24 protein-coding genes are annotated in these 24001 nt (G+C 66.2%); 15 read left to right on the top strand and 9 right to left on the bottom strand.

Annotated elements, in window-relative coordinates:
- Positions 1-30 precede the first annotated feature (30 nt).
- The 9 genes from IP90_RS07225 (at position 31) to yeiP (ending at position 9156) form a co-directional block, all read left to right on the top strand.
- The gene (locus tag IP90_RS07225; RefSeq protein ID WP_144898942.1) at positions 31-822 is read left to right on the top strand and encodes an enoyl-CoA hydratase-related protein; all 792 of its coding nucleotides are present in this window, start codon (positions 31-33) and stop codon (positions 820-822) included.
- 2 nt (positions 823-824) lie between these two features.
- Complete coding sequence (locus tag IP90_RS07220) at positions 825-1208, top strand: VOC family protein (RefSeq protein ID WP_144898941.1); 384 nt, start codon at positions 825-827, stop codon at positions 1206-1208.
- 76 nt (positions 1209-1284) lie between these two features.
- Positions 1285-1686 (top strand): endonuclease domain-containing protein, encoded by a 402-nt coding sequence (locus IP90_RS07215; RefSeq protein WP_144898940.1) that lies wholly within the window; start codon positions 1285-1287, stop codon positions 1684-1686.
- Between the two features lie 12 nt (positions 1687-1698).
- Positions 1699-3693, top strand: coding sequence for an acetyl/propionyl/methylcrotonyl-CoA carboxylase subunit alpha (locus tag IP90_RS07210; protein WP_144898939.1), 1995 nt, complete (start codon positions 1699-1701; stop codon positions 3691-3693).
- 7 nt (positions 3694-3700) lie between these two features.
- Entirely contained in the window at positions 3701-4594 is an 894-nt protein-coding gene (locus tag IP90_RS07205; protein ID WP_144899240.1) for a hydroxymethylglutaryl-CoA lyase, read from the top strand.
- Positions 4591-7167 (top strand): sensor domain-containing protein, encoded by a 2577-nt coding sequence (locus tag IP90_RS07200; protein WP_144898938.1) that lies wholly within the window; start codon positions 4591-4593, stop codon positions 7165-7167. Before IP90_RS07205 ends, IP90_RS07200 begins: the two co-directional genes overlap by 4 nt.
- Entirely contained in the window at positions 7160-7678 is a 519-nt protein-coding gene (locus IP90_RS07195; protein ID WP_144898937.1) for a GNAT family N-acetyltransferase, read from the top strand. Before IP90_RS07200 ends, IP90_RS07195 begins: the two co-directional genes overlap by 8 nt.
- Positions 7679-7691: 13 nt before the next feature.
- A complete protein-coding gene (locus IP90_RS07190) occupies positions 7692-8462 on the top strand; it encodes an SDR family NAD(P)-dependent oxidoreductase (RefSeq protein WP_144898936.1) in 771 nt (256 codons plus the stop codon).
- Positions 8463-8589: 127 nt separating this feature from the next.
- On the top strand, positions 8590-9156 hold the full coding sequence (gene yeiP, locus IP90_RS07185; protein WP_144898935.1) for an elongation factor P-like protein YeiP: 567 nt from the start codon (positions 8590-8592) through the stop codon (positions 9154-9156).
- Positions 9157-9306: 150 nt separating this feature from the next.
- On the opposite strand, the gene IP90_RS07180 is transcribed toward yeiP, so the two are convergent.
- The gene (locus IP90_RS07180; protein WP_425477078.1) at positions 9307-9885 is read right to left on the bottom strand and encodes an NUDIX hydrolase; all 579 of its coding nucleotides are present in this window, start codon (positions 9883-9885) and stop codon (positions 9307-9309) included.
- A gap of 155 nt (positions 9886-10040) precedes the next feature.
- On the opposite strand from IP90_RS07180, the gene IP90_RS07175 reads away from it, so the two are divergent.
- The 5 genes from IP90_RS07175 to IP90_RS07155 all read left to right on the top strand — a co-directional run bounded on the left by IP90_RS07175 (position 10041) and on the right by IP90_RS07155 (position 14828).
- A complete protein-coding gene (locus tag IP90_RS07175; protein WP_144898933.1) occupies positions 10041-11585 on the top strand; it encodes an amino acid permease in 1545 nt (514 codons plus the stop codon).
- Positions 11586-11687: 102 nt separating this feature from the next.
- Positions 11688-12326, top strand: coding sequence for a methylthioribulose 1-phosphate dehydratase (locus IP90_RS07170; RefSeq protein ID WP_144898932.1), 639 nt, complete (start codon positions 11688-11690; stop codon positions 12324-12326).
- Between the two features lie 127 nt (positions 12327-12453).
- On the top strand, positions 12454-13011 hold the full coding sequence (locus IP90_RS07165; RefSeq protein ID WP_144898931.1) for a 1,2-dihydroxy-3-keto-5-methylthiopentene dioxygenase: 558 nt from the start codon (positions 12454-12456) through the stop codon (positions 13009-13011).
- A gap of 132 nt (positions 13012-13143) precedes the next feature.
- On the top strand, positions 13144-13848 hold the full coding sequence (gene mtnC, locus IP90_RS07160; protein WP_144898930.1) for an acireductone synthase: 705 nt from the start codon (positions 13144-13146) through the stop codon (positions 13846-13848).
- Between the two features lie 143 nt (positions 13849-13991).
- Positions 13992-14828, top strand: coding sequence for a C13 family peptidase (locus IP90_RS07155; protein ID WP_242007515.1), 837 nt, complete (start codon positions 13992-13994; stop codon positions 14826-14828).
- A gap of 25 nt (positions 14829-14853) precedes the next feature.
- On the opposite strand, the gene IP90_RS07150 is transcribed toward IP90_RS07155, so the two are convergent.
- Both IP90_RS07150 and IP90_RS07145 read right to left on the bottom strand, forming a co-directional pair.
- On the bottom strand, positions 14854-15438 hold the full coding sequence (locus IP90_RS07150) for a YdeI/OmpD-associated family protein (protein ID WP_144898929.1): 585 nt from the start codon (positions 15436-15438) through the stop codon (positions 14854-14856).
- Positions 15439-15486: 48 nt separating this feature from the next.
- A complete protein-coding gene (locus IP90_RS07145; RefSeq protein ID WP_425477077.1) occupies positions 15487-17088 on the bottom strand; it encodes a calcineurin-like phosphoesterase family protein in 1602 nt (533 codons plus the stop codon).
- A gap of 213 nt (positions 17089-17301) precedes the next feature.
- Here IP90_RS07145 and IP90_RS07140 point away from each other — a divergent pair, with 213 nt between their 5' ends.
- Complete coding sequence (locus IP90_RS07140) at positions 17302-19110, top strand: sensor domain-containing diguanylate cyclase (RefSeq protein ID WP_158635299.1); 1809 nt, start codon at positions 17302-17304, stop codon at positions 19108-19110.
- Positions 19111-19113: 3 nt separating this feature from the next.
- Here the strand turns inward: IP90_RS07140 and hisIE are convergent, their stop codons facing one another.
- Genes hisIE through hisC form a run of 6 tightly spaced genes read right to left on the bottom strand, consistent with a single transcriptional unit; the run spans position 19114 to position 23991 of the window.
- Positions 19114-19731 carry a bifunctional phosphoribosyl-AMP cyclohydrolase/phosphoribosyl-ATP diphosphatase HisIE gene (gene hisIE / locus IP90_RS07135; protein ID WP_144898926.1) on the bottom strand — a complete coding sequence of 206 codons (618 nt, stop codon included), beginning with the start codon at positions 19729-19731 and terminating at the stop codon, positions 19114-19116.
- Positions 19721-20497: an imidazole glycerol phosphate synthase subunit HisF gene (hisF, locus tag IP90_RS07130; RefSeq protein WP_144898925.1), complete on the bottom strand. Its 777-nt coding sequence runs from the start codon at positions 20495-20497 to the stop codon at positions 19721-19723. The genes hisIE and hisF overlap by 11 nt, the downstream gene beginning before the upstream one ends.
- On the bottom strand, positions 20491-21246 hold the full coding sequence (locus tag IP90_RS07125; RefSeq protein WP_144898924.1) for a 1-(5-phosphoribosyl)-5-[(5-phosphoribosylamino)methylideneamino]imidazole-4-carboxamide isomerase: 756 nt from the start codon (positions 21244-21246) through the stop codon (positions 20491-20493). Before IP90_RS07125 ends, hisF begins: the two co-directional genes overlap by 7 nt.
- Complete coding sequence (gene hisH, locus IP90_RS07120; RefSeq protein WP_144899238.1) at positions 21243-21839, bottom strand: imidazole glycerol phosphate synthase subunit HisH; 597 nt, start codon at positions 21837-21839, stop codon at positions 21243-21245. The genes IP90_RS07125 and hisH overlap by 4 nt, the downstream gene beginning before the upstream one ends.
- Before the next feature lie 11 nt (positions 21840-21850).
- Positions 21851-22924 carry a bifunctional histidinol-phosphatase/imidazoleglycerol-phosphate dehydratase HisB gene (hisB, locus tag IP90_RS07115; protein ID WP_144898923.1) on the bottom strand — a complete coding sequence of 358 codons (1074 nt, stop codon included), beginning with the start codon at positions 22922-22924 and terminating at the stop codon, positions 21851-21853.
- Positions 22921-23991 carry a histidinol-phosphate transaminase gene (hisC, locus tag IP90_RS07110; protein ID WP_144899237.1) on the bottom strand — a complete coding sequence of 357 codons (1071 nt, stop codon included), beginning with the start codon at positions 23989-23991 and terminating at the stop codon, positions 22921-22923. Before hisC ends, hisB begins: the two co-directional genes overlap by 4 nt.
- Positions 23992-24001: the final 10 nt, after the last annotated feature.

The raw sequence follows: 24001 nt of genomic DNA, 5'->3' as shown, positions 1-24001 counted from the left end.
TCATGCAGTCCCCCTTCGCGAGCGGCTTCGATGACGACAGCGCACTTCCAGGTCGAACGCACGGGTCAGGTCGCGCGCCTGCGCCTGGACCGGCCGGAGCTGCACAACGCCTTCGACGCCGACCTCATTGCCGGGCTTACCGCCGCACTGGAAGCCATCGCCGTGGATGCCGGCGTGCGCGTGATGGTGCTGGAAGCGTCCGGCACGTCGTTCTCGGCTGGCGCCGACCTGAACTGGATGCGCGGCATGGCGAAGGCCAGCGAGGCCGAAAATCGCGACGACGCGCTCGCCCTCGCCCGCCTGATGCGCACGCTCGACGAACTGCCCAAGCCGACCATCGCCCGCGTCCAGGGCGCCGCCTTCGGTGGCGGCGTCGGCCTGGTCGCCTGCTGCGACATCGCGATCGGCGTGCCGGAGGCGAAATTCGGCCTGACCGAAAGCAGGCTCGGGCTGTTGCCGGCCGTGATCTCGCCCTACGTCGTCGCGGCCATCGGATCGCGCCAGGCGCGACGCTGGTTCGCCAGCGCCGAATCCTTCGATGCCGATACGGCATTGCAGATCGGCCTGCTGCACCAGGTGGTCCCGGCCGGTCACCTCGATGCGGTCGTGCAGCGTCAGGTCGACCTGCTGCTGAAGGCCGGCCCGATCGCCAGCGCGACCGCGAAAACGCTGGTACGCGATGTCGTCGCGATGGGCAGCGACCGCGATGCGCTGGACGCGGCCAACGCCCATCTGATCGCGCGCCTGCGCATCTCGCCGGAAGGCCAGCAAGGCATCGCCGCCTTCCTCGAAAAACACCCTCCTGCCTGGATCAAGGAGTAGCCATGCTCGATCACGTCGGCATTCCCGTTTCCGACTTCGCCCGTTCCAAGGCGTTCTATACGGCCGTATTCGCACCGCTGGGCTATGGCCTGGTCATGGAAGTCACCCCGGAAATGACCGGCGACGGTTCCAGCGCCGCCGGCTTCGGCAAGGGCAAGCCTGATTTCTGGATCAGCAGCAGCGACCGGCACGCCCGCACCCATGTCGCGATACTCGCCGCCGATCGCGCCGCAGTGCGGAAGTTTCATGAAACCGCCCTCGCTGCCGGCGCCACCGACAACGGCCCGCCCGGACTGCGGCCGCACTACCACGAGAACTATTACGGCGCGTTCGTGATCGATCCGGACGGCCACAATATCGAAGCGGTCTGCCACGCACCCGAGTAGCTTGCTCCTGAAGCCCTCCCCTTCAAGGGGAGGGTTGGGTGGGGATGGGTTTGATGTTCGAAGTCACGAAGAGCATATGGACGGCCAAACCAACCGAAAAATAATCGACGCCGGATTACAGCGCGGGTTGCGCAACAACGCGACCGATGCGGAACGCGCCTTATGGCAACGATTACGTGGCAGACAGTTAGATGGAACGAAGTTCCGTCGCCAACATCCATTCGGCGATTACACCCTTGATTTCGCCTGCTTGGAGCGAAAAGTAGCGGTTGAGCTGGATGGCGGGCAACATGCGGAAGCCGCCGAATACGACAGCACGCGAACCGCAATGCTGGAGAAAGCGGGTTTCGTGGTCCTGAGGTTCTGGAACAATGAGATCTACGAGAACATGGACGGGGTTCTCGATGTGATCTGGCGGGCACTGCGCGAAAGAGCAAACCCATCCCCACCCAACCCTCCCCTTGAAGGGGAGGGCTAAAAAGCGAAAGCCATGTTCGACAAGATCCTGATCGCCAATCGCGGCGAAATCGCCTGTCGCGTGATCCGTACCGCGCGCCGGCTCGGCATCCGCACCGTGGCGGTGTTCTCCGAAGCCGATGCCGATGCGCAGCATGTACGACTCGCCGACGAGGCCTGGCCGATCGGCGGGCCGCGGCCACAGGACAGCTATCTGCGCGGCGACGCGATCATCGACGTCGCCAGGCGCTCCGGTGCACAGGCGATCCATCCGGGTTACGGCTTCCTCAGCGAGAACGCCGACTTCGCCGATGCGGTGGCTGCCGCGGGCATCGCTTTCATCGGTCCCGACGCGGCGTCGATGCGCAAGATGGGCAGCAAGGCCGGCGCCAAGGAACTGATGCAGGCAGCCGGCGTGCCGGTGGTGCCCGGATACACCGGCGAGGACCAGTCGCCGCAACTGCTGGCCCGGGAGGCCGCGCGGATCGGCTTTCCGCTGATGATCAAGGCCGCGCACGGTGGCGGCGGCAAGGGAATGCGCATCGTGCGCAGCCTGGAGGAATTCCTGCCGCATCTGGAAAGCTGCCAGCGCGAGGCGAAGAACGCGTTCGGACGAGACCGCGTGCTGCTGGAACGCTACGTAGAGCAGCCGCGCCACATCGAGATCCAGGTCTTCGGCGACCGCCACGGCAACGTGATCCACCTCAACGAGCGCGAGTGCTCGGCGCAGCGTCGCTACCAGAAGGTGCTGGAGGAATCGCCGTCGACCTTCCTCACTGCTGAAATGCGCGCGGCGATGGGCGCGGCGGCGGTGTTGGCCGCACGCGCGATCGACTACGTCAACGCCGGCACCGTCGAGTTCATCGTCGCGCCCGACGGCGGCTTCTATTTCATGGAGATCAACACGCGGCTGCAGGTGGAACATCCGGTGACCGAACTGGTCACCGGCCTGGACCTGGTCGAATGGCAGCTGCGGATCGCTGCCGGCGACGCCCTGCCGCTGGCCCAGGAACAGATCGGCCAGCACGGGCACGCGATCGAAGTGCGTCTGTACGCCGAGGATCCGGAGGCCGGTTTCCTGCCCGGCTCCGGCAAGCTGCGGCAGCTGCGCCTGCCGCTACCCGACGAGCACGTGCGGATCGATTCCGGCGTGGTCGAAGGCGATACGGTGACGATCTTCTACGACCCGATGATCGCCAAGCTGATCGTCTGGGACAAGGATCGCCCGCGGGCGCTGGCGCGCCTGCGCGAGGCGCTGGCGCAATGCCGCATCGAGGGCCCGAAGTCCAACATCGAATTCCTGGAAAGGCTGGTGCGGCACCCGGCGATCGTCGACGGCAGCATCGATACCGGCTACCTGGACCGGCATCTGGATCAGTTCATGCCGGCGAAGGATGCGGAACCGCACCTGCTGCTGGCGGCAGCGGTTGCCACACTGTTGACCCAGGAAGCCACGCAGCGCGAACAGGCGCGCAACCTGCCCGATGCCTCGTCACCCTGGGCCGTCGCCGACGGCTGGCGCCTGGGCCACGCCGGTGGCCGCACGCTGGCGTTCCTGCATCGCGGGCAGAGGCTGGAACTGGTCGCGCACGGCAGTGCCGGCGAATACCGCATCGAGCATGACGGCCGCACCGTCACGGTCGCCGGCGCGAGGCTGACCGATGACGTGCTCAGCGCGCGTTTTGATGAACAGGGCTGGCGTTTCCAGATGGCCGCGGGCGCCGGTTCGCTCGACGCGCACGACGGCACGCGTCGCTTGCGCCTGGAACCGGTGCTCCTGTATCGATACGAACCCGGCGCCGCCAGTCGCGGCGACGATCGGATCCAGGCGCCGATGCCGGGACGTGTGGTGCTGGTCAAGGTCGCGACGGGCGACAGCGTGGTCGAGGGGCAGGAACTGCTGGTGATGGAAGCGATGAAGATGGAACTTGCGTTGAAATCGCCGCGCGACGGCGTGGTCGCCGAACTGCGCGCCGATGCCGGCGACTTCGTCGAGGCCGATGCGGTACTGGCCTTGCTGGAGCCCTGACATGGCCATGCAGCAACACGTACGCATCGTCGAGGTCGGGCCGCGCGACGGCCTGCAGAACGAGAAAACCATGGTCGCCACCGCCGACAAGATCGCGCTGGTCGACCGCCTGTCGGCGACCGGGCTGCGCACGATCGAGGCGACCAGTTTCGTCAGCCCGAAGTGGATCCCGCAACTGGCCGACGCGGCCGAGGTATTCGCTGGCATCGAACGCAGGCCCGGCATTGCCTATCCGGTGCTGGTGCCGAACGAACAGGGCTACGACCGTGCACGTGCGGTCGGCGCCGAAGAAGTCGCGGTGTTCACCGCCGCGTCGGAAGCCTTCAATCGCAAGAACGTCAACGCCGGCATCGACGAATCGATCGAGCGCTTCCGACCCGTGCTGGAACGCGCTGCGAACGACGGCGTGCGCGTGCGCGGCTACGTCTCCACGGTGCTCGGCTGTCCCTACCAGGGAGAAGTGCCGGTCGCCGACGTGGTGCGCGTCGCCACGCGGCTGCACGGGCTTGGCTGCTATGAAGTCTCGCTCGGCGACACCATCGGCGTAGGCACTCCGCAGAAGGCGCGCGCGATGCTGAAAGCGGTCGCCGCGGAAGTGCCGATGCCGGCGCTGGCGATCCACTTCCACGACACCTACGGCCAGGCACTGGCCAATATCCTCGCGTGCCTGGAAGAGGGCGTGGCGGTGATCGACGCCGCCGTCGGCGGCACCGGCGGTTGCCCATACGCAAAGGGTGCCAGCGGCAACGTCGCCAGCGAGGACGTCGTGTACATGCTGCATGGCCTGGGCATCGCGACCGGAATCGATCTGGACAAGCTCGCCGACACCGGCCGCTGGTTGTCGGCCCTGCTCGGCCGCGAGACCGGCAGCCGCGTGGGCAAGGCATTGGCCGCCGCATGAGCACCGCCCCGCCGTCCGGCAACGATTCCGGCAAGGCGGTGGCGGATACCTTGCCGGCACTGGAACGCGCCTGCGGCGACGACGGCCTGCCATCGGCCACGCGCGCCCTGCTCGCACAGGCCAGCGAGGCCCTGCGCACCGTACTGGCTGAAGCCGAAGCTGCGCGCAAACGCTATCGCGCGCTGTTCGACGCGGTGCCGGACCCGACCAGCATCCTCGATGTCGATGGCACCGTGCTCGACCTCAATGCAGCCGGCGTGGCGGCGTATCAGCGTCCGCGCGAGAACATCGTCGGGCGCCCGATCCACGTGCTCAACCCGGACCTGCCGCGCGACCACATGGACCCGGTGCTCGAGGCCCTCGATCGCGGCGACAGCTACGAGATCGAAGTCACCAACATGCGCGCCGACGGCACCCGCTTTCCGGTGGAAGTGCATTCGGCCAATATCGAATACGAAGGCCGGCGCTGCATCCTCGCGGTGGCGCGCGACCTGAGCACGCGCTGGGAATCCGAATCCAGGTACCGCCTGCTGCTGGAGTCGATCGACAAGGGCGTGATCCTGTTCCATGCCGATCCCGGACAGGTACGCGTGGTGTCGGCCAATCCGGCCGCGCACCGCATCTTCGGCGTCGGCTCCAGCGAAAGCCTGGAGCGCAAGTTCAATCCGGAAGACTGGAAGATCGTCGACGAGAATGGCGACGAACTGACCCCGGCGCAGCAACCGACCGTGCGCGCCATGCAGACCGGACAGATCATCGAAAGCACCGTGCTGGGCATGTTCCACATCCCGAGCCGGCAGATGACCTGGATCTCGGTCACCAATGTACCGGTGTTTTCTCCGGGCGGCTCGCAACCTGAACACGTATTCGCACTGTTCAGCGACGTCACCGCGCTCAAGCGCGACAACGCGCTGTTCGATCGCACCCAGGCGCTGGCGCACGTCGGTGGCTGGGAGTGGGATCGCGTCAACCAGCAGCTGTATCTCACCGGTGAAGTGCGGCGCATCCTCGGTCGCGCGCATCCGCCACAGACGATGCCGGAACTGCTCGACTGCCTGCGCCCGCAATACCGGCGGCCTCTGCAGGCGGCACTGGGGCACCTGGTCGACATCAACGTCGGCTTCGACCTGGAATTGCAGGGGCAGCGCGAAGACGGCCATCTGCTGTGGATCCGCATGATCGGTGAAAGCGAGGCCGGCAATCCCAGCGCGACGCGGCTGAGCGGCACGATCCAGGACATCACCCAACGCAAGCAGGCCGAAGACGTGCTGCGCGTGCAGGCGCGTACAGATCCGTTGACCGGCCTGATGAACCGCGACGCGATCCTCGGCGAACTGTCGGCGATGCTGGCCAGCCCAAGCCAGAACAGGATCGCGGTGCTGTACGTCGACCTCGACCGCTTCAAGACGGTGAACGACGTCCTCGGCCACGCAGCCGGCGACGAACTGCTGGTCACCGCCGCGCAGCGCATCGTCGGCGCCGCGGGCCATGAAGGCCTGATCGCACGCTTCGGCGGCGACGAATTCCTGATCGTCTGCGCCATCGGCGACGACCACTCGCGCCCGGAACGGCTGGCAAACGCGCTGTTGTCCGCCTTCAGCGACGGCTTCCGCTTCGGCGACGACGAGTTCACCATCACCGTCAGTGTCGGCATCGCCTACGCGCCGGAAGACGGCAATCGTCCGCAGCAGCTGATCCAGAACGCGGACGCGGCGATGTACGACAGCAAGCGCCGCGTGCGCAACGGCTGGCAGGCGTTCACTCCTGAGCTGGCCCAGCGACAGCAGGATCGCCTGCAGATCGAAACGCACCTGCGCCGCGCCGCCGACAACGACGAGTTCCACCTGGTCTACCAGCCGCAGGTCGATCTCCGCCAAGGGCGGGTGATCGCAGCGGAAGCGCTGATCCGCTGGGAAAACCACCAGCTTGGCGAGATGCGCCCGGACCTGTTCATCAGCCACGCCGAAACCACTGGCGACATCGTCCGCATCGGCGGCTGGGTCCTGCGCGAGGCATGCCGGCAGGTGCATGAATGGCGCGAACAGGGCCACGGCATCATCCGTGTCGCGATCAACGTGTCGTACCGCCAGTTCCTGGCCGAAGACCTCGCCATCAGCGTGCGCGATGCGCTCGCAGAATTCGATCTTCCCGGCAGCGCGCTGGAGTTGGAATTCACCGAACGCGTGTTGATCGAGGATGCGCCCGATACCGTCAACACCTTCATGGCGCTGCGCGAACTGGGCGTGATGCTGACCATCGACGATTTCGGCGAAGGCTACAGTGCGCTCAACTACGTGCGCCGCCTGCCGATCCACGGCCTCAAGCTCAGCCAGCTTTTCGTGCAGGGCGTGCCCGACAACCAGTCCGATGTCGCCGTATGCCGGGCCGTGGCGGCGATCGCGCGCAGCCTCGGCCTCGGCCTGGTCGCCGAGGGCGTGGAATCCGAGGCGCAGCGCCAGTTCCTGCTGCAGTTGGGTGTGCCGGTCGGACAGGGCTTCCTGTTCGCACCGGGCCTGGCGCCCGATGAATTCGTCCACCGTCTGGGCCGGAGTCCCGACTTCGCACATGCCTGAAACAAGCAGCGTCTTCAAGATCCGTCCGATCGAACCACGCGACGACCTGGCCGTCGCCGGCATCATCCGCAGCGTGATGCCGGAGTTCGGCGCCATCGGCGACGGTTTCGCCATCAACGATCCCGAAGTGGACTGGATGAGCCGTGCCTACGGCGCTGCGCGCAGCTCCTACTTCGTCATCGAACATGCAGGCGCGATCCAGGGCGGAGGCGGAATCGCGCCGCTGGAAGGCGGCGACGACGACACCTGCGAACTGCGCAAGATGTATTTCCTGCCATCGCTGCGCGGACTCGGTGCCGGTGCCGCATTGATGGCGCGCTGCCTGGACAGCGCGCGCGGCTTCGGCTTCAGGCACTGCTACCTGGAAACGCTGGCCGGCATGGATGCCGCAAGACGCCTGTACGAACGCAGCGGTTTCCGCCGCATCGACGGCCCGCTCGGCGCCACCGGCCACGGCGGTTGCAATACCTTCTACCTGCTCGATCTGCAGGTAAAATCGCCGTTTCGATAACGCAGGACGCCCCATGCAACTCGATACCGTCCGCGCCATCGTCACCGGCGGCGTGTCAGGCCTCGGCCTGGCCGTCGCACAGCACCTGGTTGCCCACGGCGGCAAGGTCGCGCTGTTCGACGTCAACGACGACAAGGCCGCTGCCGCGGTCGCCGCACTGGGCGAAGCGAACGCACGCTACTTCCGCACCGACGTCACCGACGAGGCCGGAGTGGTCGCCAATGTCGAGGCCGCCCACACCTTCCTCGGCGGCCTGAATGCGGCGATCAACTGCGCCGGCATCCTCGGCGCCGGCCGCGTGCTCGGCAAGGAAGGCGCGATGCCGCTGAAGAACTTCGCCGGCACGGTAATGGTCAACCTGGTCGGCAGCTTCAATGTCGCCAAGGCTGCTGCAGCGCTGATGCAGCACAACGCCGCCGGCGACGACGGCGAGCGTGGCATCATCGTCAACACCGCCTCGGTCGCCGCCTACGAAGGCCAGATCGGCCAGGCGGCGTATTCCGCCTCCAAGGGCGGCGTGGTCGCCATGACCCTGCCGATGGCGCGCGAACTGTCGCGCTTCGGCATCCGCGTCATGACCGTGGCGCCGGGCATCTTCTGGACGCCGATGGTCGACGGCATGCCAGCTGAAGTGCAGCAGTCGCTGGGCGCATCGATTCCGTTCCCGTCACGCCTCGGCAAGCCCGAAGAGTTCGCCGACCTGGTCGCCTACATCCTGCAGAACCGTTACCTCAACGGCGAGACGATCCGCCTCGATGGCGCGGTGCGGTTGGCGCCCAAGTAAAGCCGTGATTCGGGATTCGTGATACGTGATACGTGATTCGTAGAAGCGACCCGACAGCCCGGCCTGATCGAATCACCAATCACCAATCACCAATCACCAATCACCAATCACCAATCACGGCATCTCAATGAAAGCCTACGACGTCAAAAAAGGAAACGTGGTCGAACACAACGGTACCGTGTACCAGGTGCGCGACATCGAACGCAGTTCGCCGCAGGGCCGCGGCGGCAACGTCAAGTTCCGTTTCACGATGTATTCCGTGCCCGGCGGCAGCAAGTACGACCTCAGCCTGGGCGGCGATGACGAACTGAAGGAAGTCGAGCTGTCGCGGCGGCAGGCGACGTTCTCGTACAAGGATGGCGACGCCTTCGTGTTCCTCGACGACGAGGACTACACGCCGTACTCGCTCGATGCCGACGTGGTCGGCGACGACAGCGGCTACATCAGCGACGGCCTCGCCGGCTGCTACGTGCAGATCATCGACGACCAGCCGGTGGCGCTGCAGTTGCCGCAGAGCGTGACCCTGGAAGTCACCGACACGCCACCGGAACTCAAGGGCGGCACCGCAACCAAGCGGCCGAAACCGGCCACACTGTCGACCGGCATCGAGATCCAGGTGCCCGAATACATCAAGGTCGGCGAGCGCGTACTGGTCAATACCGCCACAGGCGAATTCGCCGGCCGCGCGGACTGACACATTCGCTGTCATCCAAGGCGTAGCGAGGACCTGTTTCAATGCGTCGCCAAGAGGTCCCTCGCCGCGCGCGGCATGACAACCAGATCACGGGTGGAGTTGCGGCAATTCGTCTCCTCTTGCGAATAACCCCGCAATGAAAGCTTTGCCCTATGCAGCAAGCGCCAGCCATTTGCGCGCCATCCGTCGCAACGATGCATCCAGCGCCGCATCCTGCGCCAGCGACGCGATGTCGCGCCATGCCAGCGCGTGCGATTCGTCGCTGACCACGAACGTTTCCGTAATGCCGGCGCGCACCACGTAACGCACGTCGTAATGCCAGTGTCCGGGCACTTCGCGACGTTCCGGAATCCAGTGGCGGTCGATGTCGAAGATCGTCGGTTCGACCGACAGTCCCGCGAGACCCGACTCTTCTTCCGCCTCCCTCAGCGCGACGCGTTGCAGGTCGACATCGCCGTCGGCATGTCCGCCCAGCTGCAGCCAGCGATCGAGCTTGCGGTGGTGGGTCAGCAGCACGCGCCTGTCATCGCTGCTGACCAGCCACGCGGAACCGGTGAAGTGTCCGGACAGTCGTTCGCGCACGAAGGGATTCGCGCCATCGGCCAGCAGCGCGACGAATTCCCCGACGATGTCCGCCTCCGCTTCCCAGCGCCGGCGGTACTCGGACAATGCCGCGCACAGGAGGCCTCGTTCAACGCCGTCTTGGCTATTCATGCTGCACTGCGGCATCCGCCGATCATCCCATTCATGTCGCCATTATCGAGGTTCCGCGTACCGATGGCGCTTGTGCCGCGGGCGGCACGCCGGTTAATGTCCCGGGGTTCCACGGCGGCCCACCGCCGGACTGATTGCCCGCTCGTCTTCGTATTTCTGGGGAGAACACAATGCTTTTTTGGCGTGTCAAGCCGCTCGATCAGATTCTCGCTACAGCCGAAAGGAAATCGCTCAAACGCCAGCTTGGCGCCTTCCAACTGACCATGCTGGGCATCGGCGCGATCATCGGCACCGGCATTTTCGTCTTGACCGCCGAAGCGGGCCAGAAAGCCGGCCCCGCGATGATGCTGGCCTTCGTGATCGCAGCCGTGGTCTGCGCACTGGCCGCACTGGCTTACGCCGAACTGGCAGCGATGGTGCCGGTCTCCGGCTCCGCCTACACCTACACCTACGGCGTGCTCGGCGAAGGCCTGGCCTGGGCAGTCGGCTGGGCGCTGGTACTTGAATACGCGGTTGCGGCGTGCGCGGTGTCAGTTGGCTGGTCCGGCTACATGAACGGGCTGCTGATCAGTGCGGGCTATCCGTTGCCCGAGTTCCTGCGCACAGGTCCGATGGATGGCGGAAGCTTCAACCTGCTCGCCCTGCTCATCGCCCTGGTCGTGACCTTCCTGCTGGTGATCGGCACATCCAAATCGGCAAAGGTCAATGCGGTGCTGGTGCTGATCAAAGTGGCGGCGCTGACCGCCTTCATCATCATCGCCATCCCCGCGGTGCAGGATGAAAACTTCAAGCCGTTCTTCCCGACCGGCTGGGGCAGTCCACTCGGTGGCATTGGCGTGCTGGGTGCCGCGGCGTCGATCTTCTTCGCGTACGTCGGCTTCGACGCGGTCTCGACCGCGGCAGAGGAGACCAAGAACCCGAACCGCAACATCCCGATCGGCCTGATCGCGTCGTTGGGCGTCTGCACCATCTTCTACCTGCTGGTCGGCTACGGCGCGGTCGGTTCGATCGGCTCGCAGCCGATGCTCGATCTCAACGGCGTGGCTTTCCATCCCGGCAGCCCGCAGCTGGCGGAAGCCTGCAAGGGCAGCGACGCGCTGGTCTGCAGCAGGGAACCGCTGGCACATGTGCTGCGCATGCTCGGCTTCGCCAAATGGGGCAATGCGATCGGCCTGGCCGCGGCCCTGGCGTTGCCCTCGGTCATCCTGATGATGATCTACGGCCAGACCCGCATCTTCTTCACGATGTCGCGCGACGGCCTGCTGCCGGGCATCCTGTCGAAGGTACATCCGCGCTTCCATACACCGTACGTGGTCACCATCATCACCGGCGTGTTCGTGGCCGCTTTCGCCGCGTTGTTCCCGGTGGGCGTGCTCGCCGACATCTCCAACTCCGGCACGCTGTTCGCATTCGTTATGGTGTCGATCGCGGTGATGATCCTGCGCAAGCAACAGCCCAACCGTCCGCGTCCGTTCCGCACGCCGATGGTATGGCTGGTGTGTCCGCTTGCGATCGCCGGCTGTCTGCTGTTGTTCCTCAACCTGTCGATGTACACGCTGAGCCTGTTTTTCGGCTGGGCGGTGATCGGCCTGGTGGTCTATGCGTTCTACGGTTACCGGAACAGCGACCTGGCGCCCGGTCGCTCTCCGCCCACGGATACGCCGCAACTCGAACCCGCACCGAAGTTCCACGAAGGTCCCGACCTGGGCCCGTAAGCGGCTTCGGAGCATCGGAAACGGCGCGGGCAACCGCGCCGTTTTCTTTTGTGTCGCGCCATCGCTAGCGCCTGATCCTGCCGGTTTCGCTACACTCGCGGCATGAACGCCCTGTCCTACGATTCCCATCGCCTGCGCGAGCTCGCCGGCGAGATCATCATCAACGTCCGCGAGCTGTCCTCGCTCGGCTGGACGCCGGCGACCAGCAGCAACTTCTCGCGCCGCCTCGATGACCGTCATGCCGCGATCACCGTGTCCGGGCGCGACAAGGGTCGGCTGAACGAGGCCGACATCATGGTGGTCGATTTCGACGGCAAGGCCATGGGCAGCGACCATCGCCCGTCCGCCGAAACCCTCCTGCACACCCAGCTCTACCGCCGCTTCCCCGAGATCGGCTGCGTGCTGCATACGCATTCGCCGAACCAGACCATTGCCTCGCGCCTGTATGCCGGCGCAGGGCACGTCCACCTAGAGGGTTACGAACTGCTGAAGGCCTTTGCCGGCAACACCACGCACGAGATGGCGATCGACGTGCCGGTATTCGCCAATACACAGGACATGCCCACCCTCGCCGCCCAGGTCGACGCCCTGCTCGACCGGCAATGCCTGTGGGGCTACCTGATCGACGGCCATGGCCTCTATGCCTGGGGCCGCGACATGGCCGAGGCCCGCCGCCACCTGGAAGCCTTCGAATTCCTGTTCCATTGCGAACTGGAGCTGCGCAAGCTGCATACCGCGTAGCGCGGGACCCAGCCCGCTTCGGCAGCCGTGGAAGGATTTGGTCGCCCTTGTTCGCGGGCCGCACCCGCCCTATGGGTGTATTTGCCCACCCTGCTAACCTTGTTCTCCCCACACCCCGCATGCCGCCATGAGCCGTTTACGCATCTTCGCCGACGACAGTCCCGACACCCCGCAGTTCAGCAGCAGCGATGGCGGCGACATCGCGCGCGAGCTGCGCAAGATCGGCGTGACCTTCGAGCGCTGGCAGGCGTCGCAGCCGATCGAGCCCGGCGCCACGCCGGAACAGGTCATGGCCGCCTATCGGGCCGACATCGACCGGCTGGTGCAGCAGCATGGCTTCAAGACCGTCGACGTGGTCAGCATCGCGCCGGACAACCCGAACCGCGAGGAAATGCGCCGCAAGTTCCTCGACGAGCATTTCCACAAGGAAGACGAAGTGCGCTTCTTCGTCGCCGGCTCCGGCCTGTTCACGCTGCACGTCGGTGGCAAGGTCTACGAGATCGAATGCGTCAAGAACGACCTGATCGCGGTGCCGGACGGCACCACGCACTGGTTCGACATGGGTCCGGAGCCGAGCTTCGTCGCGATCCGTTTCTTCACCGAGCCGGACGGCTGGGTCGGGCATTTCACCGGCACCGACATCGCGCAGAAGTTCCCGCGCTACGAGAAGGACAAGACCGGTTGAGCATTTTCTACAAGCCGTCTTCCCACGCTGTCAGGACGCGTTTGCGACAGCCAAAGGCTGGTCTGCCCGTGACCCTGCTGTTCCGACCTGCTAATCAACATGGGCCCCGGCTTGCGCCGGGATGACGCGCCAATGAGCAAGCGCCTGATCCTCACCGATATCGAAGGCACCACCAGCAGCATCTCCTTCGTCAAGGACGTGCTGTTTCCCTACGCCAGGAACGCGCTGCCGGATTTCGTCGACGAGAACCGCGATGATCCCGACGTGCGCAGGTGGCTGGACATCGTCGCCACCGAGAGCGGCGGCATCTGCACCGATGCGGTGATCGTCGAGACGCTGCAGGGCTGGATCGACCAGGATCGCAAGCACACCGCGTTGAAGGCGCTGCAGGGCATGATCTGGCAGGACGGTTACCTGAATGCCGATTTCACCGCGCCGGTCTATCCGGATGCAGCGCGCATGCTGAAGCAATGGCATGCCGACGGCCATGCGCTGGCGGTGTATTCATCCGGGTCGGTCGCGGCACAGAAGCTGTTGTTCGGCCATACCGATGCCGGCGACCTGATCCCGTTGTTCTCGGCGTTCTTCGACACCGAGGTCGGCCACAAGCGCGATGCCGCCAGCTATCGCACGATCGCTGCACGGCTGGGCCGTCCTGCTGCGGAAATCGTGTTCCTGTCCGACGTGGTCGAGGAACTGGATGCGGCGCGCGACGCCGGCCTGCGCACGGTGCTGGTCGACCGGCGCGAGGACTATCCGCAGCCGCGCCTGGGCGAAGCCACGAATGGCCACGGCCGCGTCGAGGATTTCTCGGGCATACGCCCGGATGTCGCTTGAAACGGACGCGCTGCCGGATCGCCATGCACCTCGCACCACTGCTCTGCCTGTTGCTGCTGTCGACGTCACTGGCGGCGGACCAACCTGTCTCCTTCACTGCAGCCGGCGATCGGATTCCTGTCGACAGCGCATCCCCTGAGCGCATGCTCGACGACGGTGTGCTGGCCGAACGCGATGCCCGCCAACTCGATCGCGAACTGGCCGCACTGGCGCCGCAACGACCCGGCCAACCCGACCTGTACGTGCTCGGATTCGCCGGCGACGGCGAAGAGAATGTATTCCGCAATGAGGTCGTCTATCTGGAGTCACTATTCGAACAGCGTTTCGGAGCGCAGGGTCGCGTCGTTACCCTGATCAACCACGCCGACAGCCTCGGCAAGGCGCCGCATTCGCTGGCCACCTACGACAACCTGTACGACGCACTGGCCCGCATCGGCAGCACCATGGATCGCGAGCAGGACCTGTTGCTGCTCTACCTGACCATGCACGGTACCGAGGACCACGAACTGGCGGTGCACTTCCCACCCGTAGTGGAGGACTGGCTGACGCCGCAGGACCTGCGCACGGCGCTGGACGAGTCCGGCATCCGCAACCGTGTCGTGGTGATCTCCGCCTGCTACTCGGGTGGCTTCCTGCCGGCATTGCGCGGTCCGGACACACTGCTGATCACGGCAGCGCGCGCCGACCGCGCGTCGTTCGGCTGCGGCACCGAATCGGCGGCCACCTATTTCGGCCATGCCTGGCTGGTCGACGGCCTCAATCGCAGCACCGACTTCGTCGCTGCCTACGACCTCGCCCGCGACGCCATCGCCAAGCGCGAGAAGCAGGAAGATCAGGAGCCGTCGTTGCCGCAGATCGATGTCGGCGCACGCATCGGCGAGCGCCTGCGCGCATGGGAATCCAGTATCGTCCCGGGCGATCCGGTGCCTTATCCCTACACGCCCGGTGTCGCGAAAACACCGGCAGCCAAACCCCAGTAGCCAAGCCCTGCTTCACGCTACGAAACTAGGCGTGGATCTTTTCGCCCCGGGCCAGCATCGCCACCAGCTTTTCGACGCGCGCCGCGCGCGTTTCCGGCTTCTTCGCCGTCTGTACGCGCCAGCACACCGCATAGCGATTGGCCCTGTCCAGCTGCTCGAAGAACGCTTTCGCCTTGCGGTTGTTGGCCAGCGCGCGGGCCAATTCATCGGGTACCTGCATCGTGCTGGCCGGTTCGTAGGCGATCTCCCAGCGGCCGTCGGCCTTGGCGGCCTCGATCTCGCGCAGACCGGCCGCTTGCATGCGGCCGCAAGCGATCAGCTTTTCGGCCTTGGCGACATTGATCTTCGACCAGACGCTGCGTGGGCTTCGCGGTGTGAAGCGGCGCAGATAGAACTGCGCATCGAGGCTCTTGAGCTGGCCATCGATCCAGCCGTGGCACAGCGCCACATCGACCGCCTCCGCATAGCTCAACGACGACACGCCCTGTTCCTTCTTGGCGAACTGCATCCACACGCCGGGACCGTCAGGATGTGCGGCAAGCCATTTTTCGCATGCGGCAGCAGTCTTGAACAGCTTGACCGGCAATTCCGGAACGGGGGTCCTGCTCATCTTTCGACTCCGTGCGTTGGGCGAATGCGGCAAAGAAGCCGTTCGAAGTCAGGGCGCCGCCGCCTGCAGGCGGTATTGCGTCGACGCACGCTGCTCGCCGCGCCACGCGTCGAAGGCACGAACCTCGATACGGTGCGCGCCGATTGCCAGGTCGGTCGGCAGCGTACCGCGCCACAGGTGCAGCGATGGCGTGGCTTCCGGTGATCGGTCGAAACCGCGCAACGCATCGACGGCATCGTCGGCGACGTTCTCGGCCAGCATCCGCGGATCGGCGCGCGAGGCCTTCGTCATCGGCTTCCACGCACCGCCGTCGATGCGGTATTCGACGCGCTGGTCCTGCTGGCCCATGAAAACATTGGCGTACACCGCCCAGGCCGGATAGGCACCTTGGCGCAGCACCGCTGGCGCATGCAGCGCGACTGCCTTGGTGAAGTCCGCGCGCTCGCGGTGACGCGCCGGATGCCAGCTCAAGGCGTACGCACCGCCGGGTTGCACGTGCAGCGTCGCGTAGCCGTTGGGCGTGCCGTCGCTCATCGTCGCGTCAGGAATGCCGGCATCGTCCTTGACGCCACTCCAGAACGCGCCGCAGGCCGCACCAACGTTGTATTCGTGCAGCGGTTCAGCGCCGTGCCAGCCATCGACCGCGCCGTGGCGGACATGGCGCTGGGTATGGTCGTGCCCGGTCAGCAGCAGCACCCGCGGAAAGTCCCTGAGCAATGCGAACAGGCGTTCGCGATCGGCGACGCGGAACGACGGCCGCCCGGGCACCTTCGACGTGTCGAAGAACGGGATGTGCGCCGCCACCACCAGCAGGCGATCGCGCGGCGCATCGCGCAGGTAGGCTTCGAGAAAGGCGAACTGGTCCTCGCGCAGGCCGCCGGTGTAGGCAGGCTTCTGTCCCGGAAGATGGATCACGTCGTCCAGGCCGATGAATACCAGTTCCGGCTCTTCCCACGCGAACGTATCCGGTCCGTAGAGGTTGCGGAAGCTCAGCAGCGAGTCCTCGTCGCGCGACGCATCGAAGTCCAGATCGTGATTGCCCGGCAGGTGCAGCCACGGCACGCCCAGGCCTGCGGTGATGCGGTTCATCGCCGGGTACAGCGACAGATCGTCGTTGACGATATCGCCCAGCGACATCCCCAGCTGCGCGCCATGGGTGCCGGCGATGGGCTCGACGATGTCGCGGCGGTAATAGTCGACGTCGACCATGGACTTGGGTTGCGGGTCGGCGAATACCAGTACTTCGATCCCCGCCTTGCGTGGTGGCGTCCGCCGCAACGCGAAATCCCGGCACGACGATGCCGCCATGCCTCCGTACCGCAACGAATGCCCTGCCCCTGCCGGCGGGTTGCGCCAGAAATCGGGCAGGCCATCGGCGCGCGATGCCGGCGCGTAGCCTGCGGGCTTGACCAGAAAAACCGTGCGCGCCGCGTCGCCGCCCAGCCCCGCATAGCGTCCCGTGGAATCGGTTTCCACGATGCGCATGCCGTCCGATACCTTCACGCCGGCGATGCCGTCCTCGCCCGCATCCCGTGCGCCATTGCCATTGGCGTCGTCGAACACGTGGCCGCTGCCGCAGGACGGCATGTCCGCCATGACCGGCGGAGCTGCAAGTAGCGTGAACAGAAGGCAGAATGGCGTCGGCTTCATCGTCGATCCGGTGGCGGCAACAGGGGAATTATGCCGCCGCGGATCAGCACAGCGTGGCTAGGCCTGTCCGGAAAGGGACTGGAAGTCGCGTTGCTATTCCATGACGGCAACATGCGAGGCGTTGAGGCGCGGGCGGGCGCGCCAGGGATCCGGATGCGAGGGGGTGGTATGGGTTTTGGTTGGAGCCGGTGGCCGGTGCAGCTGGCGCTGTTCTTGATCCTGTCATGCACCGGCCCGTGGGCGCGGGCACAGACGACGCTGGAACTGTCACCCGGCATGGCCGGGACGTCGTTGACGGACCACACGCGCTATCGCCACGACGTGCATGCCAGCGATGATACGGCCAGCGCTTTTCGCAGGCTTGCCGCGGGCGAGTTCGTGCCGTTGCCAGGCGGCAGCCACGAATTCGGCTTCCAGCAGGGTGCGTTCTGGTTCCACGCCAGCATCGTCAACCGCAATACCCACGAGCAGCGCTGGCTGCTGGTGCAGCGCTACGCGCTGAGCGACAGCATCGACATCTACGTGAAGTATCCGGATGGTCGCGTCGTGCACCACGCAGGCGGCGACTCGTTGCCATTCGAAGCGCGCAGCATCCGCTACCGGCACCCGAATTTCTGGCTCGACCTGCCGCTCGGCGAGCAGGTCGACCTGCTGGTGCGCGTACAAAGCCAGAGTTCAATGCAGGTGCCGCTGGACCTGTACACGCCGACCGCCTTCGTCGACCTGACCCGCGATGCACAGCTGGCGATCGGCATCTACTACGGCATCCTCGTCGCGCTGTTCTTCTACAACCTCGTGCTATGGCTGACGCTGCGCGATCCCGGTTATTTCTGGTATCTGTTCCACCTGTCCGCGTTCGGCATGGTGCTGTTCACGCTCAATGGCCTGGGTTACGAATACCTGTGGCCCAACTCGCCCTGGCTCGCCGACAAATCCGTGCCGTTGTCGATCTGCCTGGCCCTGATCGGCATGCAGCAGTTCGCGCGCACCTTCCTTGAACTGCGCGAACGCTGGCCGTGGGGCAACCGGGTCAGCCTCGCGCTGATCGTTTTCTTCGCGCTGCTGGCACTGGCGGCGTTGCAGATGCCGTATCGCCTGTCGACCACCATTGCGGCCAAGGCAGTGCTGTTCGGCGTGGCCTGGATCGCGATCGCGAGCATCGTCGTGCTGCGTCGCGGCTACGCGCCGGCGCGGCTGTTCCTGGCCGCCTGGGCCTTGTTCCTGCTCGGCACCACGTCCTTCACCCTGGTCGCGTTCGGCGTACTGCCGAAGACCTTCGTCACCGAGTACGGCGTGCAGATCGGTTCGGCGCTTGAAATGCTGCTGCTGTCGATCGCCTTGAGCAGGCGCTATGCGTCGCTGCGCCAGGAGAACGAGCGCATCGTCAGCGACGCCAACCTGCGCCTGGAGCGCAAGGTCGCGCAACGCACCCAGGAACTGCGCGGCACCCTCGCGCAGCTCGAGGACGCGCACAACAGGCTGCGTGATTCCAGTCGTCGCGATGGATTGACCGGGCTGTACAACCGCACCCATTTCCGCGAGGCCTTCGAAGCGATGCTGCGCGAAAGCCGTGTCCTGGGATCGCCGCTGTCGCTGCTGATGATCGACCTGGACCATTTCAAGAACATCAACGACCAGCATGGCCACCTTGTCGGCGACGATTGCCTGCGCTGGGCCGCGCACCGCATCGGCGATACCCTGCGGCCGTACAAGGCGTTGCTGGCGCGTTACGGAGGCGAGGAGTTCATCGTCGGGTTGCCCGGCCACGACCTGGCGGCCGCCGCCGATGTCGGCGAAGTGTTGCGCCGGCAACTGCAGCAGGAACCCTGCGTAGTGCGCGGCGGCCAGGAGATCCACATCTCGGCGAGCATCGGCGTGCATGCCGTGCAGTCGACGGAGGATTCGGCCAGCAGCATCGATGCGGCGCTGATGGCGGCCGACCTGGCGCTGTATTCGGCCAAGGCGCAGGGTCGCGACCAGGTCTGCACATCGGCCGCGCCCTATGGGACGACGCAGGTCTAGCGATCAACCGCCGCGACCGCGCAGGGTTTCGTCCAGCTCGGCCAGCCCCAGCCCGCGCAGCCGCAGCAATACCAGCAGGTGATAGGTCAGGTCGGCCGCTTCGCCGAGCAGCGCGGCATCGTCCTGCACGACGGCCGCCAACGCCGTTTCGACACCCTCCTCGCCCACTTTCTGTGCCGCGCGCGTCACGCCGAGCTGCAACAGTTGCGTGGTGTAACTGCCATCGGGTCGCTCGCGGTCGCGCTGCGCGATGAGCGCATCGAGCGTCGCCAGCACGCTGGCCGGCGCGCCCGCGAAACAGCTGGCGCGATCGAGATGGCAGGTCGGCCCCAGCGGACGCGCCTGCACCAGCAGCGTGTCGCCATCGCAATCTGCCTCGATGGACACCAGCGCCAGTCGATGCCCCGAGCTTTCGCCCTTGGTCCACAGGCGCGCCCGGCTGCGGCTGTAGAAGGTCACCCAGCCGCTGGACAGGGTGAATTCGAGCGCCTGGCGCGACATGTAGCCGAGCATCAGCACGCGCTGGTTGCCGGCATCCTGCACGACGGCCGGCAGCAGCCCACCCTCGCGCCGGTCGGCCGCACGCGACCAGGCCAGTGATTCGACGACCTCAGGCTTCATGGCGCACCTCGATCCCCTGTCCACGCAGGAAGGATTTCAACGCCGGGATCGCGATGTCACCACCATGGAACACGCTGGCCGCCAATGCGCCATCGACGTCCGCATCGCGGAACACCTCGGCGAAATGTCCGGGGTTGCCGGCGCCGCCCGACGCGACCAGCGGCACCTCGCAGACTGCCCGCACGGCACGCAGCTGTGCGATGTCATAGCCCTCACGCACGCCGTCGCTGCCCATGCAGTTGAGCACGATCTCGCCGGCGCCGAGTCGCTGCGCCTCGACCACCCAGTCCAGCGTGCGCCGCCCTGGCGAGCGCATGCGATCGGGATCGCCGGTGTGGCTGCGTACGCGCCATTCGCCATCCGCGTCGCGCTGCGAATCGATGCCGACGACGACGCACTGCACCCCGAACGCGTCGGCCAGTTCCGAAATCAGGCCAGGCCGTTGCAGGGCCGGGGTATTGACCGAGATCTTGTCGGCACCGGCGTGCAGCACGCGCCGCGCCGATTCGACATCGCCGATGCCACCGGCAACGCAGAACGGTATGTCGAGCGCGCGTGCGACACGTTCGACCCAGGCCGGATCGACGCTGCGCCCCTGCGGACTGGCACCGATGTCGTAGAACACCAGTTCGTCAGCGCCCTCGTCGCGATAGCGCGCCGCCAGCGCGACGATATCGCCCATGTCGACGTGGTCGCGGAAGCGCACGCCCTTGACTACGCGTCCGTCGCGCACATCCAGACACGGGATGATGCGCCGGCTCAGCACGACAGCGCCTGCGACAGGTCCATGCGTCCTTCCAGCAGCGCCTTGCCCAGCACGATGCCGCTGCAGCCGGCCTCGCGCGCCCCACGGACGTCTTCGATGCCGCGCACACCGCCGGAAGCCTGCAGTTCGATCTGCGGCGCCCATTGCCGCAACAACGCATACAGCTGCAGGTTCGGCCCCGACAACATGCCGTCGCGGGCGATGTCGGTGCACAGCAGGTGCTGCAGGCCGGAACGGGTATAGAAGCGCACCAACGTGCTCAACGTGCGTCGTCCCTGTCGGGTCCAGCCATGCGTGGCCGGAAACCAGCGTCCATCAGGCGCGCAGCGTGCATCCAGCGCGATCGTCAGGTTCGCGCTGCCGTAGCGTCCGATCCATGCGGCGATGCGTGCCGGCGCGCTGACCGACAGCGATCCGATCACGACGCGATCGGCCCCGAGCTCCAGCAGGCGTTCGACATCCGTTTCGCTGCGCACGCCGCCGCCCGTCTGTACCGACAATCCGGTGTCGCCCTTGATCCGCGTCAGCAGTGCCTGCAGCGTGTAACCGCCTGCGCGCGCAGCGTCCAGGTCGACGAGGTGCAGCCATCGCGCACCAGCGGCCGCATAGCGCGTGGCGAGCGCCAGCGGATCGTCGTCGTAACGGGTCTCGCGCGCATAGTCGCCCTGCGCCAGCCGCACCACGCGGCCCGCACGCACGTCGATCGCCGGATAGACCTGGAATGTCGCGCAAGGCGGTGGCGGGATCATGGCTGCCACCGCAGGAAGTTCGCCAGCAGGCGCGCGCCGGGACCGGCGGAACGCTCCGGATGGAACTGCGCGCCGCAATGGATGCCACGCCGCACGATCGCGCTGAAGGTTTCGCCGTGACGGCAGGTAGCGACGGTGTCTTCGCCGACCGGTGCCGCATAGCCATGCACGAAGTAGACGCAGTCGCCGTCGCGGATGCCTTCCAGCAAGGGTTGCCCGGCGACATCGCGCAGCGGATTCCAGCCCATGTGCGGAACGCGCACGCCCGCCGTCGGCAGCAAGCGACGTACGCGACCGGGTATCAGGCCCAGGCACTGCACGCTGCCTTCTTCGGAACTGTCGTACAGCAGCTGCATGCCGAGGCAGATGCCCATCACTGGCACGTCGGCCTTGCGCAATGCCGCGTCCAGTCCGCGCTCGCGCAGCGCCGCCATCGCCGGCGCTGCGGCGCCCACGCCAGGCAGGATGATGCGCCCGGCGCGAGCCAGTTCGTCGGCATCGCGCACGATTCGAGGCGCGATGCCGAGACGTTCCAGTGCATAGCGCACGGAACCCAGGTTGGCGCCGCCGGCATCGATCAGCGCGACCGGCATCGCGATCCCGTTCACAGCACGCCTTTCGTGCTGGGCAGGTCGTCCCCTTCGCGCCGGATCGCCTGCCGCAACGCGCGAGCCAGGGCCTTGAAGCAGGCCTCGATCTTGTGGTGATCGTTGTCGCCGCGCACGTCCAGGTTGAGGTTGAGCCCGGAGGCATCGCACAGCGAACGGAAGAAATGCGGCACCAGTTCGGTCGGCAGATCGCCGACGCGCTCGCGCTTGAATTCACCCTCGAACACGAAATACGGTCGACCGCTGAAATCCAGCGCCGCGCTCGCCAGCGTTTCGTCCATCGGCAGGGTAAAACCGTAACGGCCGATGCCGCGCTTGTCGCCCAGCGCTTCGCGCAGCGCCTGCCCCAATGCGAGGCCGGTATCCTCGACCGTATGGTGTTCGTCGATGTGCAGGTCGCCCTCGGCCCGAACGTCCAGCGCGAAACCGCCGTGCTTGCCGAGCTGCTCCAGCATGTGGTCGAAGAACGGTAGCCCGGTGTCCACCTTCGGTTCCGCGGCCAGGTCCAGGTCCACCGCGACGCGGATCCGGGTTTCCCTGGTATCGCGCTGCACTACGGCGCGACGCGGCATGTCGGCGAGCTCATGGGCGATACCGGCCCAGTCCCATTCGCCACCGAACTGCGCCGTGCGCAACTGGAATCCGCGTATGCCGAGATTGTGGGCGAAGGCGATATCGGTGTCGCGATCACCGACCATCGCCGAGCGCCGCCAGTCGATGCCGCGGTCCTGCAGGTACGGCACGGCCAGCCCGATGCCGGGCTTGCGCGTCGGCTTGTTCTCGTGCGGCCAGCTCGCATCGACCAGCACGTCGCGAAAGCGGATGCCCTGGCTTTCGAACACCTGCAGCATAAGATTGTTCGGTCCATCGAACGCGGCGCGCGGATAGCTCTCGCTGCCGAGCCCGTCCTGGTTGGTCACGATCACGAACTCGTAGCCGGCATCGCGCAGCTTCAGCAGCGCCGGGATTGCGCCAGCGACGAAGCGCAGCTTCTCGTAGGCATCGACCTGGAAGTCGGCCGGCTCCTCGATCAGGGTGCCGTCGCGATCGATGAACAGGATCGGCTTCATGCCGCAACCTCGATCCTGCGCAATGCGGCCAGCATCGCGTCGTTCTGTTCCGGCGTACCGATGGTGATCCGCAGCGCGTCGCCCAGTTGCGGCATCGCCCGCATGTCCCGCACCACCACGCCAGCGGCCAGCAGACCCTCGAAGGCCGCGCCCGCGTCATGGAAACGGACCAGCAGGAAATTTCCCTGCGACGGATAGACGCGGCGCACTTCCATCAGGCCGGCCAGTCGCGCCGCGACCCGCGTGCGCTCACGTCGTACTTCGTCGATCACCGCAGCGGTCGCGGCCAAGGCGTCGGCCTGCAGGGCGGACAACGCCAGCGCCGCGCTGGGCGCGGGCACGGGATACGGCGCCTGGCAGCGACGCAAGGCCTCGATCACCCGCGCATCGGCAATGGCGCAGCCGATCCGCGCCGCCGCCAGCGCATGCGCCTTCGACAGCGTGCGCAACACGACCACATTCGACTGCGAAGCGACGCCGGCGACGATGGAACCGGCATCGGCGAACTCGACGTAGGCCTCGTCGATCACCACGAGGGCATGGCCGCTGAGGCGACGCGCAAGGCCGAGTACTTCTTCGATGGACAGCACGCCACCGGCCGGATTTCCAGGCGAGCACAGGAACACCAGTTTTGCCGCCTGGGTCAGTGCGATTTCGGCGATGTCGCCAAGGTCGGCGCGGAATCCATCCGCTCCTTCGTGCAGCGGAACTTCCAGCAGACGGGCACCGTGCAGGCGCGCACCGACGGCGTACATGCCGAACACCGGCGGCGTCACCAGCACCGCGTCGATGCCAGGCCTGCAGAACGCACGGACCAGAAGATCGATCGCCTCGTCGCTGCCGCGGCCGATCAACAGACTCTCCGGCGCGCATCCGTACAACTCCGCCAGTGCATTGCGCAGCGGTTCCGGCTGTGGCGACGGATAACGTCGCAGGCTACCTCCGCTGTCGGCCTGGTTCGCGCGGGCCGCTTCATTGGCATTGAGCCAGACCGTGCCGGCCGAGGTTTCGCTGCGCGCCGAACGGTATCCGGCGAAATCGCGCAGGTCTTCGCGCAGCAGCTGCATGACGTCGCTC

Origin of the sequence: Luteimonas cucumeris (assembly GCF_007830035.1) — a bacterium.
In the GTDB taxonomy this organism is placed as follows: Bacteria; Pseudomonadota; Gammaproteobacteria; order Xanthomonadales; family Xanthomonadaceae; genus Luteimonas_C; species Luteimonas_C cucumeris.
This window is presented reverse-complemented; position numbering and strand designations above follow the sequence as displayed.

Coding starts and splice junctions, on each gene's coding strand:
- IP90_RS07210 (WP_144898939.1), top strand. CDS start 1,699: ATGTTCGACAAGATCCTGATCGCCAATCGCGGCGAAATCGCCTGTCGC.
- IP90_RS07200 (WP_144898938.1), top strand. CDS start 4,591: ATGAGCACCGCCCCGCCGTCCGGCAACGATTCCGGCAAGGCGGTGGCG.
- IP90_RS07165 (WP_144898931.1), top strand. CDS start 12,454: ATGAGCCGTTTACGCATCTTCGCCGACGACAGTCCCGACACCCCGCAG.
- hisB (WP_144898923.1), bottom strand. CDS start 22,924: ATGAAGCCGATCCTGTTCATCGATCGCGACGGCACCCTGATCGAGGAG.
- IP90_RS07195 (WP_144898937.1), top strand. CDS start 7,160: ATGCCTGAAACAAGCAGCGTCTTCAAGATCCGTCCGATCGAACCACGC.
- IP90_RS07150 (WP_144898929.1), bottom strand. CDS start 15,438: ATGAGCAGGACCCCCGTTCCGGAATTGCCGGTCAAGCTGTTCAAGACT.
- mtnC (WP_144898930.1), top strand. CDS start 13,144: ATGAGCAAGCGCCTGATCCTCACCGATATCGAAGGCACCACCAGCAGC.
- hisH (WP_144899238.1), bottom strand. CDS start 21,839: ATGCCGGTCGCGCTGATCGATGCCGGCGGCGCCAACCTGGGTTCCGTG.
- IP90_RS07175 (WP_144898933.1), top strand. CDS start 10,041: ATGCTTTTTTGGCGTGTCAAGCCGCTCGATCAGATTCTCGCTACAGCC.
- hisC (WP_144899237.1), bottom strand. CDS start 23,991: ATGCAGCTGCTGCGCGAAGACCTGCGCGATTTCGCCGGATACCGTTCG.
- yeiP (WP_144898935.1), top strand. CDS start 8,590: ATGAAAGCCTACGACGTCAAAAAAGGAAACGTGGTCGAACACAACGGT.
- IP90_RS07215 (WP_144898940.1), top strand. CDS start 1,285: ATGGACGGCCAAACCAACCGAAAAATAATCGACGCCGGATTACAGCGC.
- hisIE (WP_144898926.1), bottom strand. CDS start 19,731: ATGAAGCCTGAGGTCGTCGAATCACTGGCCTGGTCGCGTGCGGCCGAC.
- IP90_RS07155 (WP_242007515.1), top strand. CDS start 13,992: ATGCTCGACGACGGTGTGCTGGCCGAACGCGATGCCCGCCAACTCGAT.
- IP90_RS07225 (WP_144898942.1), top strand. CDS start 31: ATGACGACAGCGCACTTCCAGGTCGAACGCACGGGTCAGGTCGCGCGC.
- IP90_RS07125 (WP_144898924.1), bottom strand. CDS start 21,246: ATGATCCCGCCACCGCCTTGCGCGACATTCCAGGTCTATCCGGCGATC.
- IP90_RS07170 (WP_144898932.1), top strand. CDS start 11,688: ATGAACGCCCTGTCCTACGATTCCCATCGCCTGCGCGAGCTCGCCGGC.
- IP90_RS07180 (WP_425477078.1), bottom strand. CDS start 9,885: ATGCCGCAGTGCAGCATGAATAGCCAAGACGGCGTTGAACGAGGCCTC.
- IP90_RS07220 (WP_144898941.1), top strand. CDS start 825: ATGCTCGATCACGTCGGCATTCCCGTTTCCGACTTCGCCCGTTCCAAG.
- IP90_RS07145 (WP_425477077.1), bottom strand. CDS start 17,088: ATGAAGCCGACGCCATTCTGCCTTCTGTTCACGCTACTTGCAGCTCCG.
- IP90_RS07205 (WP_144899240.1), top strand. CDS start 3,701: ATGCAGCAACACGTACGCATCGTCGAGGTCGGGCCGCGCGACGGCCTG.
- IP90_RS07190 (WP_144898936.1), top strand. CDS start 7,692: ATGCAACTCGATACCGTCCGCGCCATCGTCACCGGCGGCGTGTCAGGC.